11 protein-coding genes are annotated in these 12,282 nt (G+C 63.1%); 4 read left to right on the forward strand and 7 right to left on the reverse strand.

Going from position 1 to position 12,282, the window contains the following annotated elements; genetic code table 11:
• Positions 1-30: 30 nt before the first annotated feature.
• The 5 genes from LGH82_RS22685 to tkt all read right to left on the reverse strand — a co-directional run bounded on the left by LGH82_RS22685 (position 31) and on the right by tkt (position 7,164).
• Entirely contained in the window at positions 31-1,227 is a 1,197-nt protein-coding gene (locus LGH82_RS22685; RefSeq protein WP_227344891.1) for a phosphoglycerate kinase, read from the reverse strand.
• 114 nt (positions 1,228-1,341) lie between these two features.
• Positions 1,342-3,216, reverse strand: coding sequence for a potassium/proton antiporter (locus LGH82_RS22690; protein WP_227344892.1), 1,875 nt, complete (start codon positions 3,214-3,216; stop codon positions 1,342-1,344).
• Positions 3,217-3,381: 165 nt separating this feature from the next.
• On the reverse strand, positions 3,382-3,945 hold the full coding sequence (locus LGH82_RS22695) for a putative glycolipid-binding domain-containing protein (RefSeq protein WP_227344893.1): 564 nt from the start codon (positions 3,943-3,945) through the stop codon (positions 3,382-3,384).
• 6 nt (positions 3,946-3,951) lie between these two features.
• On the reverse strand, positions 3,952-4,959 hold the full coding sequence (gene gap / locus LGH82_RS22700) for a type I glyceraldehyde-3-phosphate dehydrogenase (protein WP_227344894.1): 1,008 nt from the start codon (positions 4,957-4,959) through the stop codon (positions 3,952-3,954).
• A gap of 213 nt (positions 4,960-5,172) precedes the next feature.
• A complete protein-coding gene (gene tkt, locus LGH82_RS22705; RefSeq protein ID WP_227344895.1) occupies positions 5,173-7,164 on the reverse strand; it encodes a transketolase in 1,992 nt (663 codons plus the stop codon).
• A gap of 262 nt (positions 7,165-7,426) precedes the next feature.
• On the opposite strand from tkt, the gene LGH82_RS22710 reads away from it, so the two are divergent.
• From LGH82_RS22710 to LGH82_RS22725, 4 genes are all read left to right on the forward strand, one after another.
• The gene (locus tag LGH82_RS22710; RefSeq protein ID WP_227344896.1) at positions 7,427-7,699 is read left to right on the forward strand and encodes a DUF4164 domain-containing protein; all 273 of its coding nucleotides are present in this window, start codon (positions 7,427-7,429) and stop codon (positions 7,697-7,699) included.
• A 19-nt stretch (positions 7,700-7,718) separates the two neighbouring features.
• Positions 7,719-8,084: a cell division protein ZapA gene (locus LGH82_RS22715; protein WP_227344897.1), complete on the forward strand. Its 366-nt coding sequence runs from the start codon at positions 7,719-7,721 to the stop codon at positions 8,082-8,084.
• A 188-nt stretch (positions 8,085-8,272) separates the two neighbouring features.
• Positions 8,273-8,932: a peroxiredoxin gene (locus LGH82_RS22720; protein WP_227344898.1), complete on the forward strand. Its 660-nt coding sequence runs from the start codon at positions 8,273-8,275 to the stop codon at positions 8,930-8,932.
• Between the two features lie 146 nt (positions 8,933-9,078).
• Positions 9,079-9,951, forward strand: coding sequence for an MBL fold metallo-hydrolase (locus LGH82_RS22725; RefSeq protein ID WP_227344899.1), 873 nt, complete (start codon positions 9,079-9,081; stop codon positions 9,949-9,951).
• Between the two features lie 178 nt (positions 9,952-10,129).
• Here LGH82_RS22725 and rpoH read toward each other — a convergent pair whose 3' ends face one another.
• Positions 10,130-11,041, reverse strand: coding sequence for an RNA polymerase sigma factor RpoH (rpoH, locus tag LGH82_RS22730; protein ID WP_023670124.1), 912 nt, complete (start codon positions 11,039-11,041; stop codon positions 10,130-10,132).
• Between the two features lie 189 nt (positions 11,042-11,230).
• Positions 11,231-12,271: an RluA family pseudouridine synthase gene (locus LGH82_RS22735; protein ID WP_227344900.1), complete on the reverse strand. Its 1,041-nt coding sequence runs from the start codon at positions 12,269-12,271 to the stop codon at positions 11,231-11,233.
• Positions 12,272-12,282: the final 11 nt, after the last annotated feature.

Genomic DNA, 12,282 nt, shown 5'->3' on the forward strand with positions numbered 1-12,282 from the left:
CGCTTGCTCGCCTGCCGATCCCGGGAGGGCTTACTTTTTCAAAACGTCAACGCCCGGCAGTGGCTTGCCTTCCATCCACTCCAGAAAAGCGCCGCCGGCGGTCGACACGTAGGTGAAATCATCGGCGACGCCGGCGTGGTTGAGGGCCGCCACCGTGTCGCCGCCGCCGGCCACCGAGACCAGCTTGCCGGCCCTGGTACGCGCTGCCGCGTGCTTTGCCGCCGCGACGGTCGCGTGATCGAACGGCTCGATCTCGAAGGCGCCGAGCGGACCGTTCCAGACCAACGTCGCGGCGCGGTCGATCCATTCGCCGATGGTTTTGACCGTCTTTGCACCGACATCCAGGATCATGCCGTCGGCCGGCACGTCGGCGATATCGACGGTCTCGCAAGCGGCGCCCGCCTTGAATTCCCTCGCGACGACACCGTCGACGGGCAGGATGATGGCGCAGCCAGCTTCGGCTGCCTCGATCATGATCTGCTTGGCGGTCTTGGCCAGATCATGCTCGCACAGCGATTTTCCGACATCGGTGCCGCGCGCGGCAAGGAAGGTGTTGGCCATGCCGCCGCCGATGACCAGGGCATCGACCTTCTTCACCAGGTTCATCAAGAGGTCGATCTTGGTCGAGACCTTGGCGCCGCCCACAATGGCAACGACCGGGCGGGCCGGGTTGCCCAGGCCCTTTTCCAGCGCTTCGAGCTCGGCCTGCATGGTCCGCCCGGCAAACGCTGGCAACAGGCGCGCCAGGCCTTCCGTCGACGAATGGGCGCGGTGCGCCGCCGAGAAGGCGTCGTTGACGAAGATGTCGCCACAGGCGGCGAGCTGTTCGGTGAAGGCCGGATCGTTCTTCTCCTCGGCTTTGTAGAAGCGAGTGTTTTCGAGAAGCAGCACGTCGCCCTTGTTCATCGCCGCCACGGCACTTCCCGCCGTGTCGCCGACGCAATCAGAAGCGAAAGCGACAGGGCGGCCGAGCACCTCGGCCGTGGCCCTGGCGATCGGCTCCAGCGAGAATTCAGGCGAGGGGCCATCCTTGGGGCGGCCGAAATGGGCGAGCAGGATGACCTTGGCGCCCTTGCCGGACAGTTCCGCGATGGTCGGCGCGATGCGCTCGATGCGGGTGGCGTCGGTGACCTTGCCGCCGGCGACGGGAACATTGAGGTCGACACGTACCAGCACGCGCTTGCCGCTGATATTGCCGATGTCGTCGAGTGTCTTGAAGGCGGCCATGCTGGTTCCTTTCGCGGAAAAATCGCCGGGACATTACCCCGCACCATCGGCGATGCAAGGCTTACGGCGCGAGCCTGCGGAAAATTTGATGTTGAGCGGGCGAGCGAACCGGCCCTATTCGGTCTTTTCAGGAGCCACAGGCGCGGCGGGCGTTTCCCGCGCCTCGGCGATCTGCGTTTCCGTCGGCTTGCGCCAGTTGCGGATAAAGGCTCCGAGACGGTCACCCATCTCGCCGGCGCTCAAGAAAACCGGTACCCGCGCCACGGGCGCGGTTGGCTCAAAGGAAAGACCAAGACCGATGATCTTGCCCTTGTCGTCGACGTCGCGGACGATCAGCTCGATCGGGCCGAGCAGCACCCGATCGGCATATTCGGCATGGCCGCCGAGCCGCGCGGTGACGAGGGCACCGATCGTGAGCTTCTGCTCCGCCTCGGTCAGGCCCGGCGCATAGGCTGCCTCCAGTTCGGCGGCGAAACGTGCCGGATCGACGGCAAAGGCGCCGAAGAAATCCGCATCCTCCGGATCGACCACGGCGCGGCTGGCAAACAGCTTGTCGAGCAGGCGGGGATAGCGGTCGGGCACGAAGATGTAGACCTGGTCGCCCGCGGCCAGCCGGCCCATGTCCTGGAAGCGCATCGAGCGTCCGTCGCGCAATACCAGCGAGGGCCGCGCCCAGCGTGGAATGCGCTCGCCGCGCGCCACTGGACTGCCCGGCGCCACGCGGTAGGCAAGAAGCTCGTGATGGGCCGAGCCCGGCAATTCCAGCTCAACCTTGTCCAGGGGCCCGAGGCGGGCCGGCACGATGAGGCCCAGGCGGCGCGCCAGCGGCCCGACGGTCCAGCCCTGGATGACCAGCGACACCAGCACGATGATGAAGGCGGTGTTGAAGATGACGCGGCCGTTTTCGAGGCCACCGAGCAAAGGGGTGATGGCGAGCAGGATCGACACCGCGCCGCGCAGGCCGACCCAGGACACAAAGGCGACTTCGGGGCGCGGCAGGCGGAACGGGATCAGGCACAGCCAGACCGCGATCGGCCGAGCCACGAACATCAGGAACAGGCCGAGCCCTATCGCCGGCAGCATGATGGCCGGGAACTGCGAGGGCGTCGCGAACAGGCCGAGGATCAGGAACATGATGATCTGCGCCAGCCACGACATGCCGTCCTGGAAGCGCTTCAGGATGGTGACGGCACGAATGTCGGAATTGCCGGCGATCAGGCCGGCGATATAGACGGCCAGGAAGCCCGAGCCGCCGATGGCGCCAGCGGCGGCAAAGACCATAAGCGACAGGGTCAGCACGAAGATCGGCAGCAGGCCGTGATCCAGGTTGAGCCGGTCGACGAGGCGCACGATGGCGAGGCCGCCGAGCACGCCGACCACGGCGCCGAGGCCCATGTTGAGGAGGAAGCCAAGGACCAGGTTGGTGACCAGGACATTGGTCTCGGGGTTGGCATGGGCGGCAATGATCTCGACCAGCGTGATGGTCAGGAAGATGGCGATCGGATCGTTGGTGCCGGATTCCACCTCGAGCGTCGAGCGGACGCGTTCGCGCAGGTTGATCTCGCCGGCGCGCAACAGGAAGAACACCGCGGCCGCATCGGTCGAGGCGACGGCGGCGCCGAGCAGGAAGGATTCCAGCCAGGTGAGACTGAGGAGGTAATGAGCCGCTGCGCCGAACAGCCCGGTGGTCAGGAGCACACCGACTGTTGCCAGCGACAGGGCGGGCCCAGCCGCCTGCCGCAAGGCGTTGAGCGGCGTGCCGAAACCGGAATCGAACAGGATGACGGCCAGCGCCAGTGAACCGGCAAAATAAGCCACGCGTGCATTATCGAACTGGATGCCGAGACCATCGGTGCCGGTGGCAAGGCCGATGCACAGGAACAAGAGCAGCAGAGGGGCGCCGAAGCGAAAGGCGATCAGGCTCGAAAACGCGGCGGCAACAACAAGCGCGGTGCCGACCAGCGTGACGAGATAGATCGCATGCTCCATCCGTGATTTGCCCCTCGAATTCCTCTGTTTCCCGCTTTACGTGAGAGTGGGGCGAAGACATGACCAGTGCAAGGCGGGAGGGTGGTTTTTTGCCCTATGCCGCTGATTTTCTGATCATTTGCAGTGGCCGCGCTGGCGGCGCGGCGAAGACGGCAGGGTGGTGACTCAAACGCGCCTGAAGAGCGTGGGATAATCACCGACCACGCCGTGCTCGTCCACCGGCAGGTCGGCGGCGAACGTTCGGTCGGCAGCCTCGTAACGGTAAAGCCGTCCGGCCCGCAGGCAGGTATAGCGCTGGGCGTCCCTGAACGGCGTGAAATCGTCGAATGGCACGTAGAGCATGTCGAGTTGGACCGTGCCGGCCTCCGGCTTCAGCTCAAGCCGCCTGATGGGCAATGTGTTGGTGAAGGGCGTGCCGGCCAGATCGATGTCGATGCAGCCGTCGAACTCGGGACGCGGCTTGCCGCCGAGGCTGCGCCAATGGCCGGCTCCGTCCGAGAGCAGGGCGAGGCCCCGGCCGTCCGTCGTGACGATCCTGAACGCGCGCGCGCACCAGTTGGCGTCGCAGTCGATCCGGTAATTCAGCCCATAAGGCTTTTCGCCGCGCTCACCGATGACGACACTTTCGGCAACGATGCCGCCAGCGTCGGGGCGAAGCGTGAGGTGCTCAAGCCCGATGCCTTGCACCGGGCTCCAGCGTATCGTGCGCGGGGTCAGCGCGTCGAACACGTGCCGTCAGATGGTCTTGCCGAAGGCGACGGCGGTATCGGACATGCGGTTGGAGAAGCCCCACTCATTGTCGTACCAGGACAGGACCGAAACGAAGTTGCCGTCCATGACCTTGGTCTGGTCGAGCGCCATGATCGAGGAACGCGGATCGTGGTTGAAGTCGATCGAGACGTTCGGGTGATGGGTTACGCCGAGAATGCCCTTGAGCTTCCCGTTCGAGGCGGCGATCACCGCATCGTTGATCTCCTGCACCGTCGTCGCACGCTTGGCGATGAACTTGAAATCGACGACCGAGACGTTCGGCGTCGGCACGCGAATCGAGATGCCGTCGAGCTTGCCCTTGAGGTCGGGCAGCACCAGGCCGATCGCCTTGGCGGCACCGGTCGAGGTCGGGATCTGCGACAGCGCGGCAGCGCGGCCGCGGTAGAGATCCTTGTGCATGGTGTCCAGCGTCGGCTGGTCGCCAGTGTAGGAGTGGATCGTCGTCATCATGCCCTTTTCGATGCCGACCGTCTCGTGCAGCACGGCTGCCAGCGGCGCCAGGCAGTTGGTGGTGCAGGACGCATTCGAGATGACGATGTGGTCCTTGGTCAGCTGGTCGTGGTTAATGCCGTAGACGACGGTGAGGTCGGCGCCTTCGGCCGGAGCCGAGACCAGCACGCGCTTGGCGCCGGCGGTGAGGTGCGCGGCGGCCTTGTCGCGAGCAGTGAAGATGCCGGTGCATTCGAGCGCGATGTCGATGCCCAGTTCCTTCCACGGCAGCTGCGTCGGATCCTTGATCGCGGTGACCTTGAACGTTTCCTTGCCGACGGTGATCTGGTCGCCTGAGACCGAGACTTCATGCGGGAAGCGGCCATGCACGCTGTCGAAGCGCAGCAGATGGGCATTGGTCTCGACCGGGCCGAGATCGTTGACGGCTACGACCTCGATGTCCTTGCGGCCGGATTCATGGATGGCGCGCAGGATGTTGCGGCCGATGCGGCCGAATCCGTTGATGGCAACTCTGACGGTCATTTTTTTCTCCCTGGGAGCTGGAAGGCAGACGATGGGTCCGCAGCTTCATAGCGGCGGAAGCGGAAAGAATCCAGCTGCGGCGATGTGGATTTAAATCGATTAGGTTGGGCCAGTCCGGCGAAACCGCTATGCGCGATTTCGCCGAGGCATCTTTCTTTCATGCATGTCGTTGTCCCAAAACCGCTGTTCAATTTTGGGCGACATGCATAGACCTTACTTGCTGTGCAGGCGGGCTTCCGCCGCCTTGGCAGCCGCTTCGGCGGTGATGCCGAAATGCGGGTAGAGCTGTTCGATCGTGCCGCTGGCGCCGAAGCCGGTCATGCCGATGAAGATGCCGTCCGAGCCGATGAAATGATCCCAGCCCTGGCGGATGGCCGCCTCGATTGCCATCTTCACGGGTGCGTTGCCGATCGTCTTCTTGCGATAGTCGTCGCTCTGCTTGTCGAACAGCTCGAAGCAGGGAACGGAGACGACGCGGGTCGGGTGGCCGTGCTTCTCCAGCAGGTCGCGGGCAGCAAGCGCGATCTCGACTTCGGAACCCGTGGCAAAGATCGTCACTGCCGCTTCACCGCTGGCGGCAGCCAACTCGTAAGCACCCTTGCCGCTCAGGTTCTCGGCAACGAATTCGGTGCGTACCGTCGGCAGGTTCTGGCGGGTCAGCGCCAGCGTCGACGGCGTCTTTTCCGACTCGAGGGCCAACTGCCAGCACTCTGCCGTCTCGACCGCGTCGGCCGGGCGGAACACATTATGGTTCGGGATGGCGCGCAGTGCCGCCAGATGCTCGACCGGCTGGTGGGTCGGGCCGTCTTCGCCCAGACCAATGGAATCATGGGTCATGACGAAAATCGAGCGGATGCCCATCAGCGAGGAAAGCCGCATTGCCGGACGCGCATAGTCTGAGAAGCACAGGAAGGTGCCACCATAGGCAATGAGGCCGCCATACAGCGTCAGACCATTGATCGCGGCGGCCATGCCGTGCTCACGAATGCCGTAGTGGACATAGCGTTGGCCGTAGTCGTCCGGCGTGATGTTCTTGGTCTGGCTGGTCTTGGTGTTGTTCGAGCCGGTCAGGTCGGCCGAACCGCCGATGGTTTCCGGCACCGCGCCATTGATGACCTCCAGCGCCATTTCCGACGATTTGCGGGTGGCGACCTTCGGCTTGTCGGCCGAGAGCTTCTTCTTGTAGTCGGCGATGACGGCGTCGAAGTTGGACGGCAGCTTGCCGGCGGTGCGGCGCTCGAACTCAGCCTTCAGCTTTCCGTCTGCCTTGGCGAGGCGGCCTTCCCAGTCGGTACGCGGCTTGACGCCGGTCTTGCCGGCAGTGCGCCATGCGTCGAGGATGTCGGCCGGAATGTCGAAGGGCGGCGATTCCCAGTTGAAGAACTTCCGCGCGCCGGCAATCTCGTCGGCGCCGAGCGGCGAGCCGTGTGCCTTGTTGGTGCCGGCCTTTGTCGGTGCCCCGAAGCCGATGGTCGTCTTGCAGGCGATCATCGTCGGCTTGTCGGAATGGCGGGCGGCTTCAATGGCATAGGCAATCGCTTCGGGATCCGTGCCGTCGATGTGGCTGGCGTTCCAGCCGGAGGCCTGGAAGCGGGCGACCTGATCGGTGTTGTCGGAAAGCGAGACCGGACCGTCGATCGAGATGTTGTTGTTGTCCCAGAAGACGATCAGCTTGTTGAGCTTGAGGTGGCCGGCAAGCGCGATGGCTTCCTGGCTGACACCTTCCATCAGGCAGCCGTCGCCCGACAGCACATAGGTGTAGTGATCAACGAGATCGTTGCCGAAGGCGGCGTTCATGATGCGCTCGCCAAGTGCGAAGCCGACCGAATTGGCAAGGCCCTGGCCAAGCGGGCCCGTTGTGGTCTCGATGCCGGTGGCATGGCCATATTCCGGATGCCCGGCCGTCTTCGATCCAAGCTGACGGAAATTCTTGATCTGGTCGATGGTCATGTCTTCGTAGCCGGTCAGATACAGCAGCGAATAGAGCAGCATCGAACCATGGCCGGCCGACAGGATGAACCGGTCGCGGTCGGGCCAATGGGGGTTCTTCGGATCGTATTTCAGGAAGCGCGTGAACAGCACCGTGGCAATGTCGGCGCAGCCCATGGGCAGGCCGGGATGGCCGGAATTTGCCTTCTCGACGGCGTCCATGGCGAGAAAACGGATCGCATTGGCCATCCGGTCATGTTGTTCGCGCGAGCTCATGCTTCCTCCAAGGTGGGGGGGTGGGGACCGTGGGAAGGCCCTTGAAACGGTGCCGCGACACATAGCAGGCGCGGCCTTTTAGTCAACAAATCGGTGCGCTTTTGCCTGCCTTGTGATGGGTGTCCGGGCGGCACATTAGCGTTAGCGGGGGACAGTCGCGAGAGCTTTGTTGACGTGCGCTTAACACGGCGCGTAATGTTTCCTGGATAACGCGTTCTGAACGCGAGCGATTCGGTGATGGGCAGGGCACAGGACGAAGGCCATGACCGGGGAAACGACACTGAAGGAAGTCATCGCCAGGCTGGGCAAGGCCATCGAGGGGCTGGAGAACGCCGTCGCGGCTAAGCTCGAGCATGAGCGGGACTATTCCGAAGCCGAGGCCGAGGTGCAGCGGATGAACGCCGACCGTTCGCGGCTGGCGCAGGAACTCGACAATTCCGAAGCGCGTGGCGAACGGCTGGAAGATGCCAACAAGGAAGTGTCGCGCCGGCTGGTGACCGCCATGGAAACCATCCGCGCTGTGTTGGACAGATAGGGGCTGGACAGGTAGGCCAATGGCACAGGTCACGGTTTCCATCGACGGCAAGCAGTATCGCATGGCCTGCGACGAGGGCCAGGAAGATCATCTGATCGATCTTGCCGAGCGCTTCGACCGCTATGTCTCGCATCTGAAGGATTCATTCGGCGAGATCGGCGACCAGCGGCTGACCGTCATGGCCGGCATCATGGTCATGGACGAACTCTCCGAACTGCAAAAGCGTATCGCCGGCATGGAGAGCGAAGTGGTGACGTTGCGCAAGACGCGCGACGATGCGCTGACCAAGGCCGACAAGAACGATTCCGTGCTGACGGGCGCGCTCGGTGCACTTGCCCAGCGCATGGAGGATCTGGCCGCCGCGCTGACGGTGTCGAAAGCCTAGGCCATCATATCCTGCTCCGCTGCACGGAAATTCGTGCTGCATTTCCCGAAAAAGGGCGAATTTTTTTCGCCGCCAACGCGGATGCCCGCGACCATAGCATTTTGAAGGATGGCGTCGGGGTGCTAGAAAGGTCGGCGGAGCCGATGGTTGGTTATTTCCGGCGGCAATCACAAGGGTAGGAGCACGCCATGAGCCTTCGTATCAACGATATCGCGCCCGATTTCACCGCCGAAACCACGCAAGGGACGGTCAAGTTCCATGAATGGATCGGCGACGGCTGGGCGATCCTGTTCAGCCATCCGAAGAACTTCACGCCGGTCTGCACGACCGAGCTTGGCACCATGGCCGGGCTTGAGGGCGAGTTCAAGAAACGCAATGTCAAGATCATCGGCATCTCCGTCGATCCGGTCGAAAGCCATGGCAAATGGAAGGACGACATCAAGACGGCGACGGGGCATTCGGTGAACTATCCGCTTATCGGCGACAAGGACCTCAAGGTCGCCAAGCTCTACGACATGCTGCCGGCGAGTGCCGGTGACACGTCGGAGGGCCGTACGCCCGCCGACAACGCCACGGTGCGTTCGGTCTACGTCATCGGTCCAGACAAGAAGGTCAAGCTGGTGCTTACCTACCCGATGACAACTGGCCGCAACTTCGACGAGATTCTGCGCGCCGTCGATTCCATGCAGCTGACCGCCAAGCATCAGGTGGCGACGCCGGCGAACTGGAAGCAGGGTGAGGACGTGATCATCACCGCCGCCGTCTCCAACGAGGACGCGATCAAGCGGTTCGGTGCCTATGAGACAATCCTGCCTTATCTGCGCAAGACCAAGCAACCGTCCGCCTGAGTGGCCAGTCGCCACGGAAGAATTTTCGCCATTTCAGCTCAAGCAAGCCAAGCCATGCTTGACTGACCAATGTTAGTGGACGACCATCCTCCTTGTTGAGCCCGATAGAGAAAATCATTCCTGTCGGGTGAGGCGAGGAGGCGCAGTTGGACGCAGCATTGGCCAAGCCTCGGGTCAGAGGCTTTTACGACAAGCCGAGCGGGTCGATCCAGTATGTCGTCGCCGATCCGCGAACGCGGCGATGCGCTATCATCGACCCTGTGCTTGATTTCGACGAGAAGTCTGGCGCCACGGCGACAAGGTCCGCCGACGCCCTGCTCGATTTCATCCGGGAAAACCGGCTGGAGGTGGAATGGGTCCTTGATACCCATCCGCATGCCGACCATTTCTCGGCCGCCTATTACCTGAAACAGAAGACCGGAGCGCCGGCAGCGATCGGCCAAGGGATCGTCGACGTTCAGCGATTGTGGAAAGCCATCTACAACTGGCCGGATTTTCCCGCCGACGGCTCGCAGTGGGACAGGCTGTTCGCCGATGGCGCGGTCTTTACGGTCGGCGGCATTCCGGCAAAGGTGATGTTTTCTCCCGGGCATACGTTGGCGTCGATCACCTATGTGATCGGCGACGCAGCCTTCGTCCATGACACGCTGTTCATGCCGGACAGCGGCACGGCGAGGACGGACTTTCCGGGCGGCAGTGCCGCGCGGCTCTGGCGCTCGATCGAGGATATTCTGGCGTTGCCGGATGAGACACGGGTTTTCGTCGGCCACGACTATCAGGCTGGCGGGCGTGAACCCTTGTGGGAAAGCACGGTCGCGGAACAGAAGGCCGCGAACATTCACATCGCTGCCTGCAAGACGGAAGCCGATTTCGTGGCTCTCCGTGAGACCCGCGACAAGACACTGCCAATGCCGAGGCTGATCCTGCATGCGCTGCAGGTCAACATGAATGGCGGGCGCCTGCCGGAGCCGGAAGCCAATGGCCGGCGGTACCTGAAGTTTCCGCTGGATGGGCTTTGAAGAAACTGCCGATGCCCGCGCCCAAGGGTAGTCGCCTATGGCAGCGCCGGGGGAGCACCATAGGAGATTGCCCTGGTCGGATGTCAGCCCCTTCATCAAATCGCGGCGCAACCATTGGACACAAAAAAGCGGCGCCAGTTTCCTGACGCCGCCGTTTGTTTCGTAGCCGAAGCTGGCTTCAAGCCGCGGGCTGAGCCTCGATCGTGCGCAGCGCCTGCATCTGGCGCTTGGCGGCGGCCTTGACCGCATCCTGCACCTTCTCGAAGGCGCGCACCTCGATCTGGCGCACGCGCTCGCGGCTGATGTCGAACTCGGACGACAGTTCTTCCAGCGTCAGCGGCTCCTCGGCGAGGCGACGTGCCTCGAAGATGCGCCGCTCGCGATCGTTGAGCACCGCAAGGGCACCCGACAGCATGCCGCGCCGGTTTTCCAGCTCGTCCTGCTCGATCAGCATGTCTTCCTGGCTTTCATGGTCATCGACCAGCCAGTCCTGCCATTCGCCGGATTCGCCTTCGCTTGCGCGGATCGGGGCGTTGAGCGAGGCGTCACCGGACAGGCGACGATTCATCGACACGACTTCCGCTTCGGAGACGTTGAGGCGGGTGGCGATCTCGGTGATCTGATCGGGCTTGAGGTCGCCGTCGTCCAGTGCCTGGATCTTGCCCTTCACCTTGCGCAGGTTGAAGAACAGGCGCTTCTGGTTGGCGGTCGTGCCCATCTTGACCAGGCTCCACGAGCGCAGGATGTACTCCTGGATCGAGGCCTTGATCCACCACATGGCGTAGGTCGCGAGGCGGAAGCCACGCTCGGGTTCGAATTTCTTGACGGCCTGCATCAGGCCGACATTGCCTTCCGAAATCACTTCGCCGATCGGCAGACCGTAGCCGCGATAGCCCATGGCGATCTTGGCGACGAGCCGAAGGTGGCTGGTGACGAGCTTGTGCGCGGCGGACGTGTCTTCATGCTCGGCATAACGCTTGGCGAGCATGTACTCTTCCTGCGGCTGAAGCATTGGAAAGCGGCGGATTTCTTCCAGGTAGCGGCTGAGGCCGCCTTCGCCGGAAACGATACTGGGTAATGACTGGGCCATGATAGCGCCCCCTCTCTATTGGAGTGATGCCCCCGAAACGCGGCGGGCATGTGACGCGAGCACCAGAAGGCTCGCCCGCGACAACCGATTTATACAGGAACAAAACCAGAAAATACAGACATTTGTTCAACACGAAACAGTGTGTCACGCTGAAGTGAACAATGCCAGTCAGGTTTTTTGATGGCAGGTTCAGAGCTCGCGAAAGCCGACCACGAGCGCCTCCATGTCCCTCGGTATAGGTGCCTCGAACCTCATCGCTAGATGGGTAGCGGGATGGCGAAATGCAAGGAGGCGGGCATGCAAAGCTTGCCGTGGAAATGCCTTGACCTCGCTTTTCAGCGGTTCGGGCAGTCGGTTGACCTTGGTACGGAAGGCCTGGCCATAATCGGGATCGCCGACCACAGGATGGCCGATATGGGCCATGTGAACGCGGATCTGGTGGGTACGGCCGGTCTCCAACCGGCATTCGACGAGACTTGCCGTTGCGAATTCCTGCTGTTTTTCGCCAAAACGCTCCACCACGGTGAAATGAGTGATGGCATGGCGGGCGTCGTCGCGGCCTTCCGGCACCACGGCGCGGCGCACGCGGTCGGCGGCACGGCCAAGCGGCGCGTCGACTGTTCCCGTTGGCCTTTGCGGTATGCCCCAGACCAGCGCCAGATAGGCGCGCTCGAGATCACCGGTTCGGCCATGATCGGCGAAGGCCTCGGACAGCGCCTTGTGAGCGCGATCGGTCTTGGCGACCACCATGACGCCGCTGGTCTCCTTGTCGAGGCGATGGACGATGCCTGGCCGCCGCACGCCGCCGATGCCCGAGAGGCTGTCGCCGCAGTGATGGATCAGCGCGTTGACCAGCGTTCCCGTCCAGTTGCCGGCGCCCGGATGCACGACAAGCCCCGCCGGCTTGTTGATGACGATCAGCTCATCGTCTTCATGGAGCACATCGAGCGTGATGTCCTCACCCCGCGGTTCGGCCGGTTCCGGCTCCGGCATGGCGACCGATACGCTCTCGCCGGCGATCATCTTGCGTTTGGTTTCGTCGACAGGCTTGCCGTTGACCGAGACCGCGCCTTGCTTGATCAGCATCTGCACGCGGCTGCGCGACATGTCCGGGCCGAGCTTGCCCGCCAGCCATTGGTCGAGGCGCTGTCCCGTGGCATCGGCGTCCGCTTCCAGCACGGTCGGCGCGGCCTCTATGAATTTCTGGGTCTCTTCGCTATGAGCGCTCATCGATAACATTC

The sequence above is a fragment of the Mesorhizobium sp. PAMC28654 genome (assembly GCF_020616515.1).
In the GTDB taxonomy this organism is placed as follows: domain Bacteria; phylum Pseudomonadota; class Alphaproteobacteria; order Rhizobiales; family Rhizobiaceae; genus Mesorhizobium.

Coding starts and splice junctions, on each gene's coding strand:
- LGH82_RS22685 (WP_227344891.1), bottom strand. CDS start 1,227: ATGGCCGCCTTCAAGACACTCGACGACATCGGCAATATCAGCGGCAAG.
- LGH82_RS22690 (WP_227344892.1), bottom strand. CDS start 3,216: ATGGAGCATGCGATCTATCTCGTCACGCTGGTCGGCACCGCGCTTGTT.
- gap (WP_227344894.1), bottom strand. CDS start 4,959: ATGACCGTCAGAGTTGCCATCAACGGATTCGGCCGCATCGGCCGCAAC.
- tkt (WP_227344895.1), bottom strand. CDS start 7,164: ATGAGCTCGCGCGAACAACATGACCGGATGGCCAATGCGATCCGTTTT.
- LGH82_RS22710 (WP_227344896.1), top strand. CDS start 7,427: ATGACCGGGGAAACGACACTGAAGGAAGTCATCGCCAGGCTGGGCAAG.
- LGH82_RS22715 (WP_227344897.1), top strand. CDS start 7,719: ATGGCACAGGTCACGGTTTCCATCGACGGCAAGCAGTATCGCATGGCC.
- LGH82_RS22720 (WP_227344898.1), top strand. CDS start 8,273: ATGAGCCTTCGTATCAACGATATCGCGCCCGATTTCACCGCCGAAACC.
- rpoH (WP_023670124.1), bottom strand. CDS start 11,041: ATGGCCCAGTCATTACCCAGTATCGTTTCCGGCGAAGGCGGCCTCAGC.
- LGH82_RS22735 (WP_227344900.1), bottom strand. CDS start 12,271: ATGAGCGCTCATAGCGAAGAGACCCAGAAATTCATAGAGGCCGCGCCG.